This is a genomic window from Kitasatospora sp. NPDC052896 (genome assembly GCF_044547075.1).
Lineage (GTDB): Bacteria > Actinomycetota > Actinomycetes > Streptomycetales > Streptomycetaceae > Kitasatospora.
Genome location: NZ_JBITZU010000021.1, coordinates 1 through 19,934, shown reverse-complemented (window position 1 = coordinate 19,934; position 19,934 = coordinate 1). Strand labels below are relative to the sequence as shown.

Below are 19,934 nucleotides of genomic sequence, written 5' to 3'. Positions count from 1 at the left end.
ACGGCGCAGTCCAGCCCGCTGCGTCGGCGGGACATGCCAGGATGGAGTTATGGCGAAGACCGGTACCACCACCACGCAGGACCTGCGCTCGGCGATCGAGCGCAGCGGCTACTACCCGGCGCTGGTGTCCGAGGCCGTGGAGTCCGCGGTGGGCCCCGAGCCGATCACCTCGTACCTGGTCCACCAGGAGACCACCTTCGATGCCAACGAGGTCCGCCGGCACGTCACGGTCCTGGTGCTGACCGCGACCAGGTTCGTGGTGAGCCACACCGACGAGCAGGCCGCCGACGCCGCCAGCCCGGTCCCGTACGCGACCACCTCCACCGAGAGCGTCCGGCTGGACCGGATCGGCTCGGTCGTGGTGAGCCGGATGGTGGCCAACCCCGAGACGTACACCCCGGGCACCCTGCCGCGCGAGGTCGTGCTGACCATCGGCTGGGGCGCGGTGCAGCGGCTCGACCTGGAGCCGGCCGGCTGCTCCGACCCGAACTGTGAGGCCGACCACGGCTACACCGGCTCGGCGACCGCTGACGACCTGTCACTGCGGGTCAGCGAGGCGGGAGACGGCCCGGAGACGGTGTCCCAGGCGCTGGTCTTCGCCCGGGCGCTGTCCGAGGCCACCATCAGCACCCGACCCTGAGGCCCGGCACCGCGACGATGTCCATGCCCTACAGCCACGACGCCTTCGAACTCCTCGACCCGTCCGACGCGCCCGCACCCGGGTACGGCCGCGGCTCGCTCAGCGACCTGCTGCCCTCGGTGGCGGCCGGCCTCGGCGTGGCCGGCTTCACCAGTACCCTGCCGATCGCCCCGGCCGACCGGGTCTGCGTCTTCCTGGTGGACGGCCTCGGCTGGGAGCTGATCCGCCGCCACCCCGAGTACGCGCCCTTCCTCACCTCGCTGCTGCCCAGCTCGCTGGGCCGGACCGGGCAGCCGCTCACCGCGGGCTTCCCGTCCACCACCGCGACCTCGCTGGCTTCGGTCGGCACCGGGTTGCCACCGGGGCTGCACGGCCTGGCCGGCTACACGGTGGCGATCCCGGGCCGCAACCAGCTGATGAACCAGCTGCGCTGGCAGCCGCCGGTGGAGCCGCGTGAGTGGCAGCCGTACCCGACGGTCTTCGAGCAGGTGCACGCGGCGGGGGTGCTGGCCTGCCAGGTCTCGTCCCCGCTCTTCGCGCAGACCCCGCTGACCCAGATCGCGCTGTCCGGCGGTGAGTTCCTCGGCCGCACCACCGGCGAGGAGCGGATGGACCTGGCGGCGCGGCAGCTCGCCGCGGCCGACCGCACGCTGGTCTACACCTACGTCAGCGAGCTGGACGGGATGGGCCACCGCTACGGCGTCGACTCCGACGAGTGGCGGATGATGCTGAACACCGTCGACCGGCTCGTCCAGCGGCTGGCCGAGCAACTGCCGCCGCGCTCCGCGCTCTACGTCACCGCCGACCACGGCATGATCGACATCGCCCCCGAGGACCGGATCGACTTCGACGAGGACTGGGAGCTCAGCGCGGGCGTCGCCCTGCTCGGCGGCGAGGGCCGGGCCCGGCACGTCTACGCCGTGCCCGGCGCGGCGGCCGACGTCCACACGGTCTGGAGCGAGGTGCTCGGCGACCGGATGTGGGTGGCCACCCGCGACCAGGCGATCGCGGCCGGCTGGTTCGGCCCGGTGGTGGACGACCGGGTCTACCACCGGATCGGCGACGTGGTCGCCGCCGCCCGGGACGACCTCGCGGTGATCGCCTCCCGCAACGAGCCGGGGGAGTCCACCATGGTCGGCCTGCACGGCTCGATGACCGCGGTGGAGCAGCTCGTCCCGCTGCTCGAAGTCCGCGCCTGACCACCCCTGACCGGAAAGGTCCTCGCTCCACCCATGGCTGACCTGGTGTTCTTCTCGGGCACGATGGACTGCGGCAAGTCGACGCTGGCGCTGCAGATGAACCACAACCACGCCGCGCGCGGTCGGCAGGGGATCATCTTCGCCCGGCACGACCGGGCCGGCGCCTCCACCATCTCCAGCCGACTCGGCCTGCGCGCCGAGGCGGTGGAGGTGACGGACGGCTTCGACTTCCACCACCACGTGGTCCAACTGCTCTCGGCCGGCGGCCGGGTCGACTACCTGATCTGTGACGAGGCCAACTTCTACGACGCCGAGCAGGTCGACCAGCTCGCCCGGGTGGTCGACGAACTCGGCATCGACGTCTTCACCTTCGGGATCACCACGGACTTCCGCACCAAGCTCTTCCCCGGCTCGCAGCGGCTCATCGAGCTGGCCGACCGGGTGGAGATCCTGCAGGTCGAGGCGCTCTGCTGGTGCGGCGCCCGGGCCACCCACAACGCCCGTACGGTGGGTGGAGTCATGGTGGTCGAGGGGCCGCAGGTGGTGGTCGGCGACGTCGCGGTCAGTCCGGACGAGGTCGGCTACGAGGTGCTCTGCCGCCGGCACCACCGCCGCCGGCTGACCGCCGCCACCGCCCGGGCCGCCGCGCTCTCCCCCGACGTGCTGCCGTTCGAGGGCTGACACCCTCGAGGCCGGGTCAGGGCAGCCGGACCACCGAGAACCGGCCGCCCTCCGGGTCGGCCAGCCGGGCCACCCGCCCGTACGGTGTGTCGTACGGCGCGACCAGCACGCTGCCGCCCAGCATCTTCGTCTGGCCGGCCGTCAGGTCCGTGTCGGTGACGGCGAAGTAGACCCGCCAGCGCGGCGGACCGTCCCGCAGGTCGGTGGTCTGCCGCAGGCCCGCCACCCGGTGCCCGTCCACCTGGAGGGTGGCCTCCTCGTCGCCCCGGGCCAGCGCGGAGGGATCCGCCTCGACCACCGTCCGGCCCAGCACCGAGCCGTAGAACGTGGCGGCCAGCGGCTCGTCGTTGGTGACCAGCTCGTTCCAGACCGGCGCACCGGGCTCGCCGACCACCTCCCAACCGAGGTGCTCCTGCCCCTCCCAGAGGCCGAAGAACGCGCCGGAGAGGTCGGCCGCGATGGCCAGCCGGCCGGCGCTCTCGGACTGCAACGGGCCGACCGCCACCGTCCCGCCGCACTCGCGGACCCGGGCCGACACCTCGTCGGCGCTGTCCACCGCGAAGTAGGTGGTCCACTCCACCGGCAGGGCCGGCTCGGCCTGCGCCACCCCGATCCCGGCCACCTTCGCACCGTGCAGGCTGGCCCGGACGTAGCAGCCGAGTTCGGCCGGTCCGGGAGTGAAGTCCCAACCGAGCAGTGGGCCGTAGAAGGCCTTGGCGCCTTCCAGGTCGTGGGCCATCAGGCTCACCCAGCAGGGTGTGCCCTGTGCCACCCGGACCTTCACCGCAGTCATCGCAGCCTCCTCGCGGGGGCACCCGGCCCGGCGGCGCGGGGCCCAAGCCCAGATGGTCCCACTCCGCCGGGCGACACACCGGGCGACCGCGCTGAAGCCACGGCAAAGAGCGTACAAAGAGCGGCCAGCCCGCACCGGAGCCCGCGAGCTGACGCGTCGTGACCGGCCGGGGAGCAGAATGGCGGCCATGGACACCACTTCCCCTCTGATCTCCGTGGACGAGCTGGTCCGGGCGCTGGACGGGTCGCAGCCGCCGGTGCTGCTGGACATCCGCTGGCAGCTGGGCGGCCCGCCCGGTGCGCAGGAGTACGCGGCCGGCCATCTGCCGGGGGCGCACTACCTCGATCTGGACCGTGAGCTGGCCGCACCGCCCGGCCCGGCCGGCCGCCACCCGCTGCCCGATCCGGAGGTCCTCGCCGCCGCGCTGCGTCGGGCCGGAGTGCGCGGCGACCGGCCGGTGGTGGTCTACGACGCGGGGCCGGCCACCTCGGCCGCCCGCGCCTGGTGGCTGCTGCGCTGGGCCGGTCACCCGGACGTCCGGGTGCTGGACGGCGGACTCGCCGCCTGGCGGTCGGCCGGCCGGCCCGAGAGCACCGACACGCCGCCGGCGGGGGAGGGCGACTTCAAGCCGCGCCCCGGCCGGTTGCCCACCGTCGACGCGGACGGCGCCGCCGCCCTGGCCCGCGAGGGCCTGCTGCTGGACGCCCGGGCGGCCGAGCGCTACCGGGGCGAGGTGGAGCCGGTCGACCCGCGGGCCGGGCACATCCCCGGCGCGGTCAGCGCGCCGACCACCGAGAACCTCGGCCCGGACGGGCGGTTCCGCCCGGTCGTCGAGCTGGACCGGCGGTTCCGCGAGCTGGGCGCGGACGAGCAGCGGGTCGGGGTGTACTGCGGCTCCGGGGTGACGGCGGCGCACCAGGCACTCGCGCTGGCGGTGACCGGCCGATCGGCCGTGCTCTACCCGGGTTCCTGGAGCGAGTGGTCGGCCGACCCGGCCCGGCCGGCCGCGACCGGCGCCGAGCGGGGCTGACCCGACACGTCGTGGGGGGGGGGGGGGGCGGGGGGCGGCGGGGGGGGGGCGGCCGGGGGGGGCGGGGGGCGGGGCGCGGGGGGGGGGGGCGCGCGCGGCGGGGGGGGGGGCGGGGGGGGGCCCCCCCCCCCCCCCCGCCGCCCGCCCCCCCCCCCGCGGGGGGCCCCCCCCCCCGGGGGGGGCCCGGCCCCCCCCGGGGGGGGGGCCGCCCGCACCACGGGGCGACTCAGTCCTGCTTCTTGCGACGGCTGCCGAAGACGATCTCGTCCCAGCTGGGCACGGTGGCCCGGCGGCCCGGACGGACCCCGTCCGCCTCGGCCTGCCGGTCGGTGGTGCCGACCAGCCGCTCCCGGTGCGGGGCGACCGCCCGTGGCATCAGGATGTCCGCGTACGCCGAGCCGGCGCCGACCGCCGGCGCCGCGGCAGCCGGCTCCTCGACCGGTTCGTCCTCCTCGACCGGCGCCGCCTCGATCGGGGCCGGGCCGATCGCCAGGTCGCCGCGGAAGGCCGGGACCACGTCCAGCAGGCTGGTCAGCGAGTCGCGGGACTCGGCGGTCGCCGCCGTCGCCGCGGTGGCCTCGCGGGCCGGGAGCCGGTCCGGCGGCGACATGATCCGGTCGGCCGAGGGACGCTCGATCATCGGGCGCAGCGGACGGTCCTGGGGGAGCCGGGCGATCCGCGGGATGAACGGGAAGACCGAGTCCTCCTCGCGCTCGACGCTCTCGCCGATCAGCGCCCGGGCCTCGTCGTCGTTCGGCTGGACCAACCGCCGCGGTGGGTCGTACGTCCAGCTCGCCGAGCGGTTCTCGCCGTCGGCCCGGTAGCCGAGCACGACCTCCCAGGTGCCGTCGTCCCGCCGCCAGGAGTCCCAGCGCTCGCTGTCCTTCTCCGCGGCGCGCAGCACCAGGCGCTCGGCCACCGCCTCGCCGAGTTGCGGTCCGGTGCTCTCGCCGGGCCGGCGGATCGGGGTCTTGCGGGCCCGCTCGGCCATGAAGGCACGCTCGGCCAGCACCGGCCCCTCGAAGCGGCGGACCCGGTCGACCGAGATCCCGGCGGCCTGGGCGACCTCCTCCGCGGAGGCACCGGCTCGTATCCGCGCCTGGATGTCCCGGGGGCGGAGATGGCTCTCGACCTCGATCTCGATCTGGCCGAGCCGCGGACGGTCACCACGGATCGCGGCGCGCAGCCGCTCGTCGATCGGGAGGGTGTACTCCGTGCTGTCGGCAGCCTTGAGGACCAGCCGTGTGCCGTCATTGCTGACCGCCACGACGCGCAGTTCGGGCACGGTTACCTCCCGGGTGGTGCCTGCCGACGTCACCTGCGTCGCTGCTCCCGTACTGAGTGTGGCCTGCCCACTGACGACTTGCCACAACCTTGCAGAGTTGACCGGCGTGTCGGGCTTTCGCCCGGACATGCCTTTGTGGCACGGTGACCTGTTCGCCGCGTCGCCCTGTGACGCCGCGTCCGGGCCTCCCAGCCGTTCCCCGCACGTGGATGTGGAGCGACGGTTCGGGTCGAGCGCCGCCGTGCGCGCCTGCTCCGAGGCCACCGTCCGGGCTGCCGGTTGACGGGCAGTCGAGAGGGTGACCGAAGGCTCAGGCTCCACGAACAGTACTCCATTCGTGGCATCCATCGGGGCGGCTCGCCGCTCAAGTCTCCCGCGATTCACGGGAATCTCAAGAGGGACGACTCCGATGGCGGACCGCCGATCAGTTGACGGTGATCATCTTCACATATAGCGACTGGAAGACGATGGATTTTCGCCCGATGTGTCCTTCCTTGTGCACAATGGGCGGGCTTATCTGATTGACGTACTCGCCGTCCGCTGATGTGAGGTGAAGGGCACCCATGCCGGAGCAGAAGGACCGGAGCACGGCCGGGGGCGGCCGACGGATCGAGCTCAGCGTCGCCCAGGTCGTGGCCAGCGCGCTGGCCGCGGTGGTCGGCGCGGTGCTCGCCTCCGAGCTCGGCGTCTACGGGACGATCATCGGCGCGGCGGTGGTCAGCATCGGCGCGACCACCGGCGGCGCGGTCTTCCAGCACCTGTTCCGGCGCACCGGTGAACAGCTGCGCGAGGTCGCCGACCGCGGGCCCGGCCGTGCGGTGAACGACCTGAAGCAGGTGCCGCTCACCGACACCGCCCCACTGCCGGAGGCCTGGCGGCCCGCGCCCGAGCCGTCCGCCGAGTGGAGCGACCCGCTGGTGCTCAAGGCCCGCCGGCGCTGGACCTGGCGCGGCTACGCGCTGGTGTCGGCGCTGGTCTTCGCGCTCGCGATGACGCCGATCGTGATCGTCGAGCTGGCCGCCGGGAAGAACCTGCACTCGATGACCACCGGGCAGGACGGCGGCGGCACTTCCTTCTTCCCCGGCGGCGGCCACCGGTCCGACCCGGCACCGCCGGCCACCCGGCCGGCCGACCAGCCGGACCCGGGCCCGTCGGCCGGCGGCGGCGCGACGCCCTCGACCGGAGCCGGCGGCGGGGTGACCAGCGGCTCCACGCCCTCGGGCGTGCCGTCCGCGCGGGTCTCGCCCAGCGGCCAGCCGTCGCCGTCGACCTCGCCGGCCGGTACCCCGACGGTGAGCCCGACGCCGACTCCGTCGGCCGGGAGCCCGTCCGCCGCGCCGTCCGCCGACCCGGCCACGGCCGCGCCGCCCGCCGCCACGCCGGGGGCCACCGCCTCGCCGTGACCGGACGGCCCGGAGCCCGTGACCGCTCGGCCCGGGCTCAGGCGCCGAGGACGCGCCGCAGGTAGTCGTTGGTGAACCGGCGCTCCGGATCCACCCGGTCGCGCAGCGCCGTGAAGTCCGCGAAGCGCGGGTAGGCCCCGGCCAGGTGGTCGGCGTCCCGGGTGTGCAGCTTGCCCCAGTGCGGGCGGCCCTGGTGGGCGGTCATCAGCTGCTCGACCGCGGTGAAGTAGCCCCGCTCCGCGGTGCCGCGATAGAGGTGCACGGCGACGTAGACGGTGTCCCGGCCGCTCGCGGTGGAGAGCCAGAGGTCGTCGGCCGGCGCGGTGCGCACCTCCACCGGGAAGCTGATCCGCCAGTCGGACCGTTCCACCAGCGCCTTGAGCTCCCGCAACACGCCCACCGCCGCCTCGCGCGGCACCGCGTACTCCATCTCCACGAAGCGCACCTTGCGCGGGCTGGTGAACACCTTGTACGCGGTGTCGGTGTAGGTCCGCTCAGACCAGGCACGGCTGGCGACCGCGGCGATCGCGGGGATGCCGCGCGGGAACGCCCGGCCGACCCGGCAGGCCCCCTCCCACACCGTGTTGGACAGGAGGTCGTCGTCCAGCCAGGCCCGGACGGCCGGCAGCGGCGCGGCCGGGCCCTGGCTGCGGTTGTTCCGCTTGGTGCTGCAGCGGTCGGTGTGCGGGAACCAGTAGAACTCGAAGTGCTCGTTGACCGTGCTCAGTTCGTCGAACCGCGCGAGCACCTCCGACCAGCCCATCGGCTGCTCGTGGGCGGTCAGCAGGAAGGCCGGCTCGACCGCGAAGGTCAGCGCGCTGATCACGCCGAGCGCGCCGAGGCCCAGCCGGGCGCCCTGGAACAGCTCCGGCTGCTCGGTGCGCGAGCAGTGGCGGACCGTGCCGTCGGCGAGCACCAGCTCGACGGCGGTGAGCTGGGCGGCCAGCGAGCCGGAGTCCCGGCCGGTGCCGTGGGTGCCGGTGCTGGTCGCCCCGGCCACGGTCTGGGCCTCGATGTCGCCCATGTTGGTCAGCGACAGGCCGGCCGCGGCCAGCACCCGGTTGAGTCGGGCGAGCGGCAGACCGGACTCCACGGTGACCGTCCCGGCCGCCCGGTCCAGCTCGCGCACCGCGGTCAGCCCGTCCGGCCGGACCAGCACGCCGTCGCCGGCCGAGGCTATCGCCGTGAAGGAGTGCCCGGAGCCGACCGCCTTGACCGTCCGGCCCTCCTCGGCGGCCTGCCGGACCACTGCGGCCAGCTCCTCGGTGGAGGCCGGCGCGACCACCCGGCTCGGCTCGGCGCTCTGGTTGCCCGCCCAGTTGCTCCAACGGCCGGCGGTGACGGTGGCGGGCATGCAGGGACCTCCAGTGCGGCGGTGGTGCGGCTACCAGTGGGTAGGGAGCCTAACCACCCGCCGGACGCCGGTCCATGCCCGTGCGGAGCCTTCGCCCGTCAGTGCGCGGCCGACCCGGCGACCGCGGCCGGTTCGGCCGTCCCGGCCCGCAGCCACCGGCCGCCCGCCAGCGCGGCGAGCGCGGCGAACCCGGCGGATGCCACCGGGACCCAGTAGCCCGCGGCCGCGCCCGCGTGGTCCACCACCCAGCCCGCCATCGAGGAGCCGACCGCGATGCCCAGCCCCAGCCCGGTCGAGGTCCAGGTCATCCCCTCGGTCAGCTGCGCCGCCGGGACCAGCCGCTCGACCAGCGCCATCGCGGTCACCATGGTCGGCGAGATCGACATCCCGGCCAGGAAGAGCGCCGCGCCCAGCGCCACCAGGGCGACCGGGCCGGTGCACCACGCGGCCACCAGGAGCAGCGGGACCATGCTCACCGCCATCACCGAGACCCCGGCCAGGAACCGTTCGGCCAGCGTCCCGCGCAGCCGCAGCGCGCCGAAGACCATACCCGCCAGGCCGGAGCCGAGCGCGTAGACGGCCAGCACCAGGCTGGCCAGCGCCTTGTGCCCCTGTTCCTGGGCGAAGGCCACCGTGACCACCTCGACCGCGCCGAAGATCGCGCCGGTGGCGACGAAGGTGAGCACCAGCACCCGCAGCCCGGCCGAGCGCAGCGCGGAGCCGGTGGACCGCTCGGTGGCCGGGTGGACCGGCGGCTCGGTCGCCCGCTGCGCGGTGAAGAGCAGCACGCCGAGGGTCAGGAAGACGCCGGAGAGCAGCACGCCGGCCTCCGGGAAGAAGCCGGTGGCCAGCCCGACCGAGAGGATCGGCCCGACGATGAAGCAGATCTCGTCGACCACCGACTCCAGCGAGTAGGCGGTGTGCAGCTTCGGCGCGTCCTCCCGGTAGAGGTGCGCCCAGCGGGCCCGGACCATGGCGCCGGTGCTGGGCATCGCGCCCATGCCTATCGCGGAGCAGAACAGCGCCCAGTCCGGCGCCCCGAACCGGGCGCAGAGCAGCAGGGCCGCCCCGGAGAGCGCGGTGACCGCGGTGGCGGGCAGCGCGACCCGGCGCTGGCCGTAGCGGTCCACCCAGCGGGCGACCAGCGGTCCGAACACCGAGACCGAGAGCGCCATCATCGCCGCGACCGCGCCCGCCACGCCGTACGAGCCGCGCAGCTGGGACAGCATGGTCACGATGCCGATGCCGGTCATCGAGATCGGCAGCCGGGAGACGAACCCGGTGGCCGAGAAGGCCAGGCTGCCGGGCGCGGCGAAGATCTGGCGGTAGCTGGACAGCACGACGGCTCCGTGGAACGTAAGGAACATTTCTGTCTTAGACAGCTTACGAAGCTTCGCAAGCGAGATTTCCGGGCGGTGTCCCGTGGGCCCCCGGTCCGACCGTCACGGCGCAGTGGCAGGATCGGTGCCATGTCCGACGCACCCAGCACCACCGGCCCGGCCGACGCCGCCCCCTACGACGCGCTGCTGCTGCTCTCCTTCGGTGGCCCGGAGGGGCCCGAGGAGGTGGTGCCGTTCCTGGAGAACGTCACCCGGGGCCGGGGCATCCCCCGGGAGCGGCTGGTCGAGGTCGGCAAGCACTACTTCCTGTTCGGCGGGGTCAGCCCGATCAACGAGCAGAACCGCGAGCTGCTCGCCGCGCTGCGCAAGGACTTCGCCGAGCACGGCCTGGAGCTGCCGGTCTACTGGGGCAACCGGAACTGGGCCCCCTACCTGGTCGACGCGCTGCGGGAGATCGCCGACGACGGCCACCGCCGGATCGCGGTGCTGGCCACCAGCGCCTACGCGGGTTACTCGGGCTGCCGGCAGTACCGGGAGAACCTCGCCGACGCGCTGGCCCAGCTGACCGCGGAGGGGCGTCCGGAGCTGACCGTCGACAAGTTGCGGCACTTCTACAACCACCCGGGCTTCGTCGAGCCGATGATCGAGGCCACGCTGGCCGCGCTCGACCGGCTGCCCGCGCAGACCCGCGAGCGGGCCCCGCTCGCCTTCACCACCCACTCGATCCCGACCGCGATGGCGGAGAGCTCCGGCGCCCCCGACGACCCGGCCCGCGGCACGCCCGGCGGCGCGTACGTGGCCCAGCACCTGGCGGTGGCCGGCCTGGTCGCCGAGGCCGTCGCGGCGGCCACCGGGGTCGCCGACCGGCCGTGGGAGCTGGTCTACCAGAGCCGCAGCGGTGCCCCGCACATCCCGTGGCTGGAGCCGGACATCTGCGACCACCTGGTGACGCTGCACGAGGCGGGCGCCCCGGCCGCGGTGATGGTTCCGATCGGCTTCGTCTCCGACCACATGGAGGTCAAGTACGACCTCGACACCGAGGCCAGCGCGAAGGCCGCAGAGCTGGGCCTGCCGGTGGCCCGGGCGGCCACCGTCGGCGCCGACCCGCGGTTCACCGCGGCGGTGCGCGAGCTCGTCCTGGAGCGCGCGGCCGTCGAGCGTGGTGAGAGCGTGCGCCGGTGCGCACTCGGTGCGCTGGGCGCGAGCCACGACGTCTGTGCGGTGGCCTGTTGCCCCAACCCCCGTGCCCCCCGGCCCGCCGCCGCGCAGGCCTGACCCGCCACCGGATACCGACCCGTACACCGGAGACCGAGGAGTACCGTGCCCGACCAAGCCCTGCTCGACGAACTGCTCGCCGTCGCCCTGGAGGCCGCCCACCGGGCGGGCGAGCTGCTGCACGGCGGCCGCCCGGCCGACCTCGGGGTCGCGGCCACCAAGAGCAGCCCGGTGGACGTGGTCACCGAGATGGACCTGGCCTCCGAGAAGCTGATCGTCGAGCTGATCGCCGAGCGCCGCCCGGCCGACGGCTACCTGGGCGAGGAGGGCACCGAGCGGGTCGGCGACAGCGGCGTCCGGTGGGTCGTCGACCCGCTCGACGGAACGGTCAACTACCTCTACGGGCTGCCTGGTTGGGCGGTCAGCGTGGCCGCCGAGCTGGACGGCCGGGCGGTGGTCGGGGTGGTCGCGGCGCCGGTGCGCGGCGAGGTCTTCCAGGCGGTGCTGGGCCGTGGTGCGCTGCTGAACGGCCGCCCGATCAGCTGCCGGCCGGCGGCGCCCTGGGGCCAGGCACTGGTGGCGACCGGCTTCAACTACGTCCAGCCGGTGCGTGAGCACCAGGCCGACGTGCTACGGCGGTTGATGCCCGAGCTGCGCGACATCCGGCGCGGCGGCGCGGCGGCACTGGACCTGTGCGACGTGGCGGCGGGCCGGCTGGACGGCTACTACGAGCGCGGCCTGGCCCCCTGGGACCTGGCCGCCGGGGCACTGGTCGCCCGCGAGGCGGGGGCGCTCACCGGCGGACGACCCGGCGCGCAGCCCTCCGGAGAGCTCGTGGTGGCCGCCCCGCCCGGGGTCTTCGAGCCGCTCCAGGCCCGCCTGGACACCCTGGGCGCCTGGCACGACTGAGCCGGCTCCGGGCCGGGAACCGGCCAACCACCGGCGGTCGCGGCGGCACTGACCGAGCATCCGGTCGCCGCACGACGCACCGAGCCCCGGCACGCGGAACGTGCCGGGGCTCGGAGGGTCTAGGGGGCCGGTCGGCCGGCCCGGGAGCGGAGAGAACAGAATCGGACCCGGGGTTGCCACCCGGTCCAGGGCGCCGGGTCAGGCGCTGCGGGGCAGCGAGAGCACCGGGTCGACGCCGTGGTCGGCGGCGAGACGGCGCAGGTCGTCCAGTTCGGACTGTTCCACTTCGGCCAGGAACTCGTCCCCGGACTCCAGTGCACGGTGCAGGTCCTGTTCGGCGTTCCTTATGCGCTGCAGGATTCCGGCGGTGAAGGCGTCCATGTAGCAGGCCCCCTTGCTGTGTCGGACGTGCGCGGTCGAGCGTTCCCCGGGTGGGAGGTGCGGTGTTACAGCGGTGGCGCCCGACCGGCCTGCTGGCTCCGATGCTGGCGCTGCGGCGGCCTCGGGCCGCCGGTCCGTGTACGTGCGTCCCCCAACCGGTGCGGATGAACACGCGGCGGGTGGGTGCGATCGAGCCATGGCGTGATCGCGGGTGTGCATTCGTCCTCCCCAACCAGGCAGGGGGGAAACCTCCGGAGGACGAGAAAGTTGCCCACGTCACATTCCCGCGGCCGGGGGGTGGGCCGGGCAGGACCGCCTTACTGCTGCTTTACGGCGGCAGGAGGCAGGATGGAGGCACCGTCGGAGTCCCAGGCCCGAGCGTGGGACCTCCCGGTCCCGGCCCGCGTGCCCCGGTCCCGGTGCCCGGGTCAGCAGGCCCGTCCGGGCCGTCGCGGTGGGCCGGGGAGATGCGCAACGGTCAGGGCCGCGGTAGGTGCCGCCGGCCCGGCCGGCCAGAGAAGGGACATCCGCAGTGCGGGTACTTGTCGTCGAGGATGAGCAGCTGCTCGCCGAGGCCGTCGCCACCGGCCTGCGCCGCGAGGCCATGGCGGTCGACGTGGTGTACGACGGGGAGGCGGCGCTGCAACGGATCGCGGTCAACGACTACGACGTGGTGGTGCTCGACCGCGACCTGCCGCTGGTGCACGGTGACGACGTCTGCCGCAGCGTCGTCGAGCAGGGCCTGGCCACCCGGGTGATCATGCTGACCGCCTCCGGCGACATCAGCGACCGGGTCGAGGGGCTCGAGATCGGCGCCGACGACTACCTGCCGAAGCCGTTCGCCTTCAGCGAACTCGTCGCGCGGGTGCGCGCACTCGGCCGGCGGGCCACCGTTCCGCTGCCGCCGGTGCTCGACCGGGCCGGGATCACGCTCGACCCGGGCCGTCGGGAGGTGCTGCGCGACGGGCGGCCCGTCCAGCTCGCACCCAAGGAGTTCGCCGTCCTGGAGGTCCTGATGCGGGCCGGCGGGGCGGTGGTCTCCGCCGAGCAGCTACTGGAGAAGGCCTGGGACGAGCACACCGACCCGTTCACCAACGTGGTCCGGGTGACCGTGATGACGCTGCGCCGCAAGCTCGGCGACCCGCCCGTCATCGTCACCGTGCCCGGCTCCGGCTACCGGATCTGATCCACCTCCCTCTTCACCCCCAAAGGGGACGACACTGATGACCACCCCGCCCCGGACCGGCGGGCCCTCCGGCAGTTCCGGTACGGTGCCGCCGCGCCCCGAAGACCCGCCGCGCCCGGTCGAGTCCACCCCGCCGTCGGCCGTGTACCGGCCGGGCGAGGGGCTCAGCTGGCTACCGTTCCGACCGACCATCCGGATCCGTCTGACCCTGCTCTACGGCGGGATGTTCCTGATGGCCGGGGTGCTGCTGCTGCTCCTGATGTACTTCTTCGTCCGGCAGGCCTTCGAGCACAACGCGCTGCCGCCGATCAACCTCGGCAACGGTGTCGCGGTGTACGCGCCGGGCGGTCAGCCGCTCACCGGCTCGGAGCTCAACACCTACCTGGCGAACCAGCAGGCCGCCTATTCGCACAGCGAGCTGGACACCCTGCTGCGCAAGTCGCTCACCGTGCTGGTCGCGCTGGCCGGCATCGCCTTCGTGGCCGGTTACGCGATGGCCGGCCGGGTGCTGAGCCCGCTCGGCCGGATCACCCGGACCGCGCGCGAGGTGGCCAGCTCCGACCTGCACCGCCGGATCGAGCTGGACGGCCCGGACGACGAGCTCAAGGAGCTCGCGGACACCTTCGACGGGATGCTGGACCGGCTCGACCGCTCCTTCGACTCCCAGCGCCGCTTCGTGGCCAACGCCTCGCACGAGCTGCGCACCCCGCTGGCGATCAACCGCACCCTGCTGGAGGTGCAGCTCTCCGACCCGGGGGCCTCACCCGACCTCCAACAGCTGGGCAAGACCCTGCTGGCCACCAACGAGCGCAGCGAACAGCTGGTCGAGGGCCTGCTGCTGCTGGCCCGCAGCGACAACGAGCTGACCGACCGGCGTCCGGTCGAGCTGGCCGAGGTGGCGGTCCGGGCGGTCGAGCAGATCCGTTCGGAGGCGGTCAACCGGGAGGTGGAGATCCGCTCCTCGCTGAGCCCCGCGACGGTCCTGGGCAACGGCGTGCTGCTGGAGCGGATCGCGCTGAACCTGCTGCAGAACGCGGTCCGCTACAACGTCCCGGACGGCTGGGTCGAGATCGGCACCGCCGTCGGGCCGGGCGGCTCCGGCGAGCTGGTGGTCAGCAACACCGGTCCGGTGGTTCCCGGCTACGAGCTGGAGCACATCTTCGAGCCGTTCCGGCGGGTCAAGGGCGCCGACCGGACCCGCAGCGACAAGGGCGTCGGCCTCGGCCTCTCCATCGTCCGCTCGGTGGCCCGGGCGCACGGCGGTGCCATCGAGGCGGCGCCCCGGCCGGGCGGCGGCCTGACCATGCGAGTCCGGATCCCGGGGAGCTGACCCGACCCACCCCCGCCTGCCCCGGGAAGCAGCCGGGTGGCGGGCCCGACCGCGGGCCCGCCACCCGGCTTCGTCATGCCCGGATGCACGGCCACGCGGTCCCGGGTAGCCCCCTCAGCAGCACGAAGGTGCTGGCCACAGCACTTGTCATCGGCGGTCGGAACAACTTACGGTGTCGTAACCTACGGATCCGTAAGTGTCCCGTCCCCTCAGGAGCCACCGTCGTGACCATCGCACCCGTTCAGCGCACCGGCTCGACCGCCTGGACCGATGCCCGGCTGATCCTCGCCCTGGAGGAGGTGGTGGAGCAGGAGCTCAACCGCCACCTGAAGGTCGCCAAGGAGTGGATGCCCCACGAGTACATCCCGTGGAGCCAGGGACGGGACTTCGACGGCGTGCTGGGCGGCGAGGCGTGGGCCGTGGAGCAGTCCCAGGTCACCCAGCTCGGCCGGGTCTCGCTGGTGGTCAACCTGCTGACCGAGGACAACCTCCCCAGCTACCACCACGAGATCGCGACCATGTTCGGCCGGGAGGGCGCCTGGGGCACCTGGGTGCACCGCTGGACGGCCGAGGAGGGCCGGCACGGCATAGCGTTGCGCGACTACCTGCTGGCCACCCGCGCGGTCGACCCGGTGGCGCTGGAGCGCGCCCGGATGGACCACATGTCCGCCGGCTTCGAGTCCGACAACGCGCACAGCATGCTGCAGTCGGTCGCCTACGTGGCCTTCCAGGAGCTCGCCACCCGGATCTCGCACCGCAACACCGGCCACTTCGCCGGTGACCCGCTCTGCGAGCAGCTGCTGGCGAAGATCGCCAACGACGAGAACCTGCACATGGTCTTCTACCGCAACCTGCTCAGGGCGGCCCTGGAGCTCGCGCCGGACCAGGCGATGGCGGCCATCCGTGACGTGGTGACCGAGTTCCGGATGCCCGGCCACGGCATGCCCGGTTTCGAGCGGGCCGCCGCGCAGATCGCCCTCGGCGGCGTCTACAACCTGCGGATCCACCACGACGACGTGCTGCAGCCGGTGCTGCGCCACCTGAAGGTGATGGAGGTCGACGGTCTCGGCCCCGACGGCCGGCAGGCCCAGGAGGAGCTGGGGCTGTTCATGGTGGGACTGGACGCCCAGGCGACCCGGTTCGACGAGCGGCAGGCCGCCCTGCTGGCCCGGCGAGCCGCCAACGCGGCCCGGAAGTAGCTCCGAACGACCGTCCGGATGGGCGGATTGCGCCCGTTTCGCCCAGAAAAGTCGGCGATGTGACCAAGGTCACATCTGATGGCGGCGCATGTTCGGCTGATCTCATAGAGTGATCATCCGAATGTCGGCGATCATTGCGGAGAGTAGCCGGATCCGGGGGGTCGCACTCCGCTCCACTCTCCCTCGGCGCCCTGCTCCACCTGGGTGGAGGCCCCCTGGCGCAAGGACCTGACAGGGCGTACCATCACCATCCGTATTCGAAAACCGACGGTCGCCCACCGCCGGCCGCCACTGTCCGCGAGCCCCTCGGAAGCCCGTCCGACCACCTGATCGGGCTCGCCGCTGAGTGTCGATTGAGTAACAGGGCTTGAAGTAAGGCACAATCTCGGCCTCGGGTCGGGCACAAGACCGGCCCCTCATGCGTTACGTGCGCTGGAGATACCGCACACACCCAGAGGGGGAGAGCGAACATGGCAACGGACTACGACACCCCACGCAAGACCGATGACGACCTCAACGAGGACAGCATCGAAGAACTCAAGGCGCGTCGGAACGAGAAGTCGACCAACTCGGTCGACGTGGACGACTTCGACGGAGCCGAGAGCCTGGAGCTTCCCGGCGCCGACCTCTCCAACGAGGAGCTGTCCGTCCGGGTGCTGCCCCGCCAGGCCGACGAGTTCACCTGCATGAGCTGCTTCCTGGTGCACCACCGCAGCCAGCTGTACAGCGAGAAGAACGGCAACCCGATCTGCCGGGACTGCGGCGCCTGAGCGTCGGGCGGTCATGGTCCGAGCCCGGTGGTTCCCGTGCGTTGCGCACTCGCCGGTCCGGCACACCGCCCCGACCGGGCCGGACCTCCGGCCCGGAGGCTGATCTCGCGACCGCTACGGCGGGCGCACAAACGACGAAGGGACGGTCCCGCACACGCGGGCCGTCCCTTCCTCGTCTCTGCGCCCCCGCCGCCGAGCGGCGGTCAGCCCTTGGCCTTGGCGATCGCGGCGGCCAGAGCCTCCGGGTCGCGGGTGGAGAGATAGAGGTACGGCGTGGGGTCGGCGGGATCGGTCACCTCCACCCGGAGCGCCGTCCGGACGTAGCTGCGCAGCAGCATGAACGCGCGGGGGTCCGCCTTCACCGAGCGCCAGGCCACCGCCGCCGCGGCGTCCAGCGGCTCCGCCGCGCCCAGGGCGTCCAGCGGCAGCTTGGCCTTGCCGGCCACCAGGCTGCCCTGCACCACCCGGATCCGGGCCGAGCCGTAGCTGCTCAGCGCGACGGCGCCGGCGACGCCGCCCACCACCAGGCCGATCAGTCCGGGGACCGCGCCGAAGCGCAGCAGGATCAGGGCGATCGACAGGCCGGAGGCGACCGGCAGCAGCCACCAGGAGGGGGGCGCGGTGAGGCGTTCGTCGTACATGCCCCCCATTGTGGGTGTCGATTCCACAGTCGCCGCACGGCCCCCCGGTGCGGCGCCCGGGAGCAGGCGGACGGCCTGGTCGGGCGCTCCGGGGTCACCCTTCCGTGGCATGCCGGTCACCCGGGGTCAGTGGCGCGTCCCAGCCTCCGGCAGCCCCGTGCGTTGGTAGCTACTGGCCGGTAAGGTCGCGCCCGTGACCAGACCCAACGCCTCCTCGCCGGCTCCGCAGGACTCCACCGGGCCTGCCGAGCGCTTCCGTCCGACCCCGCTGACGCCGACCACGCCGCCGGCGGACGCCGTGCTGCCGGTGCGCCACCCCGAGGCGCCCGCACCGGGCACCTCACTGGGCTCGCACTACGTGCACTGCTTCGGCTGCGGCCCGCAGCAGAGCAGTGGTCTGCAGATCGAGGTGCGGGCCGGCGAGGGAGTGGACGTCACCGCGGAGTTCGTGGTCAAGCCGGTCCACCAGGGCGGCCCGGGCCTGGCCCACGGGGGCATCCTGGTCACCGCGATGGACGAGACCCTCGGCTCGCTCAACTGGATCCTGCACACGGCCTCGGTCACCGGTCGGCTGGAGAGCGACTTCCTCTGCCCGGTCCCGGTGGACGCGCTGCTGCACATCCGTGCCTGGGCCACCGGGGTGCACGGACGGAAGCTCTACTGCGCGGCCGAGGGCCGGATCGGCGGCCCGGACGGGCCGGTCGCGATCCGGGCACAGGCTCTCTTCGTCCAGGTGAAGCTGGAACACTTCACCACGCACGGTCGGCCCGAGGACATCAAGGCAGCCTTGGACGACCCTGATCTGTTCAAGCGAGCCAGAGCCTTCGAGGTGAATCCGTGAGCATCACTGCCCGCCAGCCGTTGGACGTCCTGATCCGACGGCTCGACCCCGAGCTGCCCCTCCCCGCCTACGCCCAGCCGGGGGATGCGGGCGCGGACCTGTGCGCCACCGTGGACGCCGTCCTCGAGCCGGGCGAGCGGACCGTCATCCCCACGGGCATCGCCATCGCGTTGCCGGACGGTTACGCCGCGTTCGTCCACCCGCGTTCGGGGCTCGCAGCTCGTTGCGGTGTTGCGCTCGTGAACGCCCCAGGGACGGTCGATGCCGGGTACCGTGGTGAGATCAAGGTGATCGTCGTCAACCTGGACCCGCGCGAGCAGGTCGAGTTTCGCCGTGGGGACCGGATCGCCCAGCTGGTGATCCAGCAGGTCGAGAAGGCCCGCTTCCACGAGGTGGCCGAATTGCCCGAGTCCGCACGCGCCGAGGGTGGGTTCGGGTCGACCGGTGGCCACGCCGCGGTTTAGCATGCCCGCGGCCGAGCAGGTATTCGCATCGGTCTTGGACCGGGAAGGACAGTGACCGTGTTCCGTCGTCGCCACAAGAGCGAGGACGCTGTCGAGCAGCTCGCCGAGGACGCCATCAGCGCCGACGAGACGGCCGATGACGTCGAAGGTTCCGCGGACTCCGAGAGCGAGACCCTGAACGAAGCCGAGGAGACGGAGGTGGACACGGCCGACCGCGTCGGTCTGCCGCCGGCCCCGCGGCCGGACGGCCCGTGGGACATCTCGGAGTTGGAGAGCCCCGAGGAGGGCCGGGTCGACCTCGGCGGTCTGCTGGTCCCCGGTGTCGAGGGCATGGAGCTCCGGGTGGAGGTGGCCGGCGACGCGATCGTGGCCGCCACCCTGGTGCTCGGCAACAGCGCCGTCCAGCTGCAGGCGTTCGCCGCGCCGAAGTCCGAGGGCATCTGGGGCGAGGTTCGCGAGGAGATCGCGAACGGCATCAGGTCCCAGGGCGGTCTGGTCGAGGAGGACGAGGGCCCGCTGGGCTGGCACCTGCGGGCCCAGGTCCCGGTGCAGCTCCCGGACGGCACCCAGGGCGTGCAGCTGGTGCGCTTCGTCGGGTGCGACGGTCCGCGTTGGTTCCTGCGCGGTGTCATCTCCGGCCAGGCCGCGGTGCAGCCGGAGACGGCGAGCGTGCTGGAGCAGGTGTTCCGGCAGACCGTCGTCGTCCGTGGGGAGACCCCGATGGCGCCGCGCGACCCGATCGTGCTGAAGCTGCCGGATGACGCCCAGATGGTCGCCGACGGTGGCGCCGGTGCCCCGGAGGGGGAGTCCTCCCGCTTCGGTGACGCCTCGCTGAGCCCCTTCACGCGCGGCCCGGAGATCACCGAGGTCCGCTGAGTCGGCCGGCAGGTCCAGCATCAGGGCCCGCTGTCCCCGCTCCATCCGGAGCGGGGACAGCGGGCCCTGATGCTTTGCCGGGTTTGACTTCGTCGGTGGGGGTGCGTAGTGTTCTCCGAGTTGCCCCGGCCGCCTGGTGGTGGTGGGAGAGCGACAAAACCCCCTCCCGATTATGCGATGAGCATTCGGTGTCTGCATGTCCTTTTCGAAGGAAAGTGCGGTGCGGAAACTCTGGTAGAGTCGGGGCAGCGGAAAGCCGGAAGGCCGGAAGCGAAATTGCGGGAAGTGAGTCGGGAAAGATTCGCGGGAAACACTGCGGATCGGGTCTGATAAGCTGAATGCAGAACGAACGAAACGCCCGGAGGGCCTGCGAGAGCGGCCTGAAGGAAGTGTCCGT

General features: G+C 73.2%; 20 protein-coding genes. 14 read left to right on the top strand and 6 right to left on the bottom strand.

Features of this window, described 5'->3' with window-relative positions; all coding sequences use genetic code 11:
• The first annotated feature begins 49 nt into the window (after positions 1-49).
• From ACIGXM_RS29125 to ACIGXM_RS29115, 3 genes are read left to right on the top strand one after another with little or no spacing between them, the layout of a single operon-like run.
• The gene (locus tag ACIGXM_RS29125; protein WP_396566004.1) at positions 50-640 is read left to right on the top strand and encodes a DUF5998 family protein; all 591 of its coding nucleotides are present in this window, start codon (positions 50-52) and stop codon (positions 638-640) included.
• A 23-nt stretch (positions 641-663) separates the two neighbouring features.
• Complete coding sequence (locus ACIGXM_RS29120; protein WP_396566002.1) at positions 664-1,839, top strand: alkaline phosphatase family protein; 1,176 nt, start codon at positions 664-666, stop codon at positions 1,837-1,839.
• A 33-nt stretch (positions 1,840-1,872) separates the two neighbouring features.
• Positions 1,873-2,520, top strand: a complete 648-nt coding sequence (locus ACIGXM_RS29115; protein ID WP_396566000.1) for a thymidine kinase — start codon at positions 1,873-1,875, stop codon at positions 2,518-2,520.
• Between the two features lie 16 nt (positions 2,521-2,536).
• On the opposite strand, the gene ACIGXM_RS29110 is transcribed toward ACIGXM_RS29115, so the two are convergent.
• Entirely contained in the window at positions 2,537-3,313 is a 777-nt protein-coding gene (locus ACIGXM_RS29110) for a VOC family protein (protein WP_396565998.1), read from the bottom strand.
• A 187-nt stretch (positions 3,314-3,500) separates the two neighbouring features.
• Between ACIGXM_RS29110 and ACIGXM_RS29105 the strand changes: the two genes are divergently transcribed.
• Positions 3,501-4,343, top strand: a complete 843-nt coding sequence (locus tag ACIGXM_RS29105) for a sulfurtransferase (protein ID WP_396565996.1) — start codon at positions 3,501-3,503, stop codon at positions 4,341-4,343.
• A 226-nt stretch (positions 4,344-4,569) separates the two neighbouring features.
• Here the strand turns inward: ACIGXM_RS29105 and sepH are convergent, their stop codons facing one another.
• Positions 4,570-5,661 (bottom strand): septation protein SepH, encoded by a 1,092-nt coding sequence (gene sepH, locus ACIGXM_RS29100; protein WP_396565992.1) that lies wholly within the window; start codon positions 5,659-5,661, stop codon positions 4,570-4,572.
• Between the two features lie 530 nt (positions 5,662-6,191).
• Between sepH and ACIGXM_RS29095 the strand changes: the two genes are divergently transcribed.
• Positions 6,192-7,031 carry a hypothetical protein gene (locus tag ACIGXM_RS29095; RefSeq protein WP_396565990.1) on the top strand — a complete coding sequence of 280 codons (840 nt, stop codon included), beginning with the start codon at positions 6,192-6,194 and terminating at the stop codon, positions 7,029-7,031.
• A gap of 37 nt (positions 7,032-7,068) precedes the next feature.
• On the opposite strand, the gene ACIGXM_RS29090 is transcribed toward ACIGXM_RS29095, so the two are convergent.
• Positions 7,069-8,385: a D-arabinono-1,4-lactone oxidase gene (locus tag ACIGXM_RS29090; protein ID WP_396565988.1), complete on the bottom strand. Its 1,317-nt coding sequence runs from the start codon at positions 8,383-8,385 to the stop codon at positions 7,069-7,071.
• A gap of 98 nt (positions 8,386-8,483) precedes the next feature.
• A complete protein-coding gene (locus ACIGXM_RS29085) occupies positions 8,484-9,725 on the bottom strand; it encodes an MFS transporter (protein WP_396566157.1) in 1,242 nt (413 codons plus the stop codon).
• Positions 9,726-9,854: 129 nt separating this feature from the next.
• On the opposite strand from ACIGXM_RS29085, the gene ACIGXM_RS29080 reads away from it, so the two are divergent.
• Together ACIGXM_RS29080 and ACIGXM_RS29075 are read left to right on the top strand one after the other, a co-directional pair.
• Complete coding sequence (locus ACIGXM_RS29080; protein WP_396565986.1) at positions 9,855-11,000, top strand: ferrochelatase; 1,146 nt, start codon at positions 9,855-9,857, stop codon at positions 10,998-11,000.
• A 45-nt stretch (positions 11,001-11,045) separates the two neighbouring features.
• Positions 11,046-11,849 (top strand): inositol monophosphatase family protein, encoded by an 804-nt coding sequence (locus tag ACIGXM_RS29075; RefSeq protein WP_396565984.1) that lies wholly within the window; start codon positions 11,046-11,048, stop codon positions 11,847-11,849.
• A gap of 198 nt (positions 11,850-12,047) precedes the next feature.
• On the opposite strand, the gene ACIGXM_RS29070 is transcribed toward ACIGXM_RS29075, so the two are convergent.
• The gene (locus tag ACIGXM_RS29070; RefSeq protein WP_396565982.1) at positions 12,048-12,230 is read right to left on the bottom strand and encodes a hypothetical protein; all 183 of its coding nucleotides are present in this window, start codon (positions 12,228-12,230) and stop codon (positions 12,048-12,050) included.
• Positions 12,231-12,762: 532 nt separating this feature from the next.
• Between ACIGXM_RS29070 and ACIGXM_RS29065 the strand changes: the two genes are divergently transcribed.
• From ACIGXM_RS29065 to ACIGXM_RS29050, 4 genes are all read left to right on the top strand, one after another.
• Positions 12,763-13,416 (top strand): response regulator transcription factor, encoded by a 654-nt coding sequence (locus ACIGXM_RS29065; RefSeq protein ID WP_396565980.1) that lies wholly within the window; start codon positions 12,763-12,765, stop codon positions 13,414-13,416.
• 37 nt (positions 13,417-13,453) lie between these two features.
• Positions 13,454-14,746: a sensor histidine kinase gene (locus ACIGXM_RS29060; RefSeq protein WP_396565978.1), complete on the top strand. Its 1,293-nt coding sequence runs from the start codon at positions 13,454-13,456 to the stop codon at positions 14,744-14,746.
• A gap of 224 nt (positions 14,747-14,970) precedes the next feature.
• On the top strand, positions 14,971-15,945 hold the full coding sequence (locus ACIGXM_RS29055; RefSeq protein WP_396565976.1) for an acyl-ACP desaturase: 975 nt from the start codon (positions 14,971-14,973) through the stop codon (positions 15,943-15,945).
• Positions 15,946-16,415: 470 nt separating this feature from the next.
• Positions 16,416-16,715 (top strand): DUF4193 domain-containing protein, encoded by a 300-nt coding sequence (locus tag ACIGXM_RS29050; RefSeq protein ID WP_396565974.1) that lies wholly within the window; start codon positions 16,416-16,418, stop codon positions 16,713-16,715.
• A gap of 203 nt (positions 16,716-16,918) precedes the next feature.
• Here ACIGXM_RS29050 and ACIGXM_RS29045 read toward each other — a convergent pair whose 3' ends face one another.
• Positions 16,919-17,356, bottom strand: a complete 438-nt coding sequence (locus ACIGXM_RS29045) for a DUF3093 domain-containing protein (protein ID WP_396565972.1) — start codon at positions 17,354-17,356, stop codon at positions 16,919-16,921.
• A gap of 268 nt (positions 17,357-17,624) precedes the next feature.
• On the opposite strand from ACIGXM_RS29045, the gene ACIGXM_RS29040 reads away from it, so the two are divergent.
• From ACIGXM_RS29040 to ACIGXM_RS29030, 3 genes are read left to right on the top strand one after another with little or no spacing between them, the layout of a single operon-like run.
• Positions 17,625-18,197 carry a PaaI family thioesterase gene (locus ACIGXM_RS29040; RefSeq protein WP_396566155.1) on the top strand — a complete coding sequence of 191 codons (573 nt, stop codon included), beginning with the start codon at positions 17,625-17,627 and terminating at the stop codon, positions 18,195-18,197.
• A 2-nt stretch (positions 18,198-18,199) separates the two neighbouring features.
• The gene (gene dut, locus ACIGXM_RS29035; protein ID WP_396566153.1) at positions 18,200-18,661 is read left to right on the top strand and encodes a dUTP diphosphatase; all 462 of its coding nucleotides are present in this window, start codon (positions 18,200-18,202) and stop codon (positions 18,659-18,661) included.
• Positions 18,662-18,718: 57 nt separating this feature from the next.
• Entirely contained in the window at positions 18,719-19,537 is an 819-nt protein-coding gene (locus ACIGXM_RS29030) for a DUF3710 domain-containing protein (RefSeq protein ID WP_396565970.1), read from the top strand.
• Positions 19,538-19,934: the final 397 nt, after the last annotated feature.

What these genes read in the sequence shown, in the direction of transcription:
- ACIGXM_RS29125 (WP_396566004.1), top strand. Translation starts at nt 50, where the DNA reads ATGGCGAAGACCGGTACCACCACCACGCAGGACCTGCGCTCGGCGATC.
- ACIGXM_RS29120 (WP_396566002.1), top strand. Translation starts at nt 664, where the DNA reads ATGCCCTACAGCCACGACGCCTTCGAACTCCTCGACCCGTCCGACGCG.
- ACIGXM_RS29115 (WP_396566000.1), top strand. Translation starts at nt 1,873, where the DNA reads ATGGCTGACCTGGTGTTCTTCTCGGGCACGATGGACTGCGGCAAGTCG.
- ACIGXM_RS29110 (WP_396565998.1), bottom strand. Translation starts at nt 3,313, where the DNA reads ATGACTGCGGTGAAGGTCCGGGTGGCACAGGGCACACCCTGCTGGGTG.
- ACIGXM_RS29105 (WP_396565996.1), top strand. Translation starts at nt 3,501, where the DNA reads ATGGACACCACTTCCCCTCTGATCTCCGTGGACGAGCTGGTCCGGGCG.
- ACIGXM_RS29095 (WP_396565990.1), top strand. Translation starts at nt 6,192, where the DNA reads ATGCCGGAGCAGAAGGACCGGAGCACGGCCGGGGGCGGCCGACGGATC.
- ACIGXM_RS29090 (WP_396565988.1), bottom strand. Translation starts at nt 8,385, where the DNA reads ATGCCCGCCACCGTCACCGCCGGCCGTTGGAGCAACTGGGCGGGCAAC.
- ACIGXM_RS29080 (WP_396565986.1), top strand. Translation starts at nt 9,855, where the DNA reads ATGTCCGACGCACCCAGCACCACCGGCCCGGCCGACGCCGCCCCCTAC.
- ACIGXM_RS29070 (WP_396565982.1), bottom strand. Translation starts at nt 12,230, where the DNA reads ATGGACGCCTTCACCGCCGGAATCCTGCAGCGCATAAGGAACGCCGAA.
- ACIGXM_RS29060 (WP_396565978.1), top strand. Translation starts at nt 13,454, where the DNA reads ATGACCACCCCGCCCCGGACCGGCGGGCCCTCCGGCAGTTCCGGTACG.
- ACIGXM_RS29050 (WP_396565974.1), top strand. Translation starts at nt 16,416, where the DNA reads ATGGCAACGGACTACGACACCCCACGCAAGACCGATGACGACCTCAAC.
- ACIGXM_RS29045 (WP_396565972.1), bottom strand. Translation starts at nt 17,356, where the DNA reads ATGTACGACGAACGCCTCACCGCGCCCCCCTCCTGGTGGCTGCTGCCG.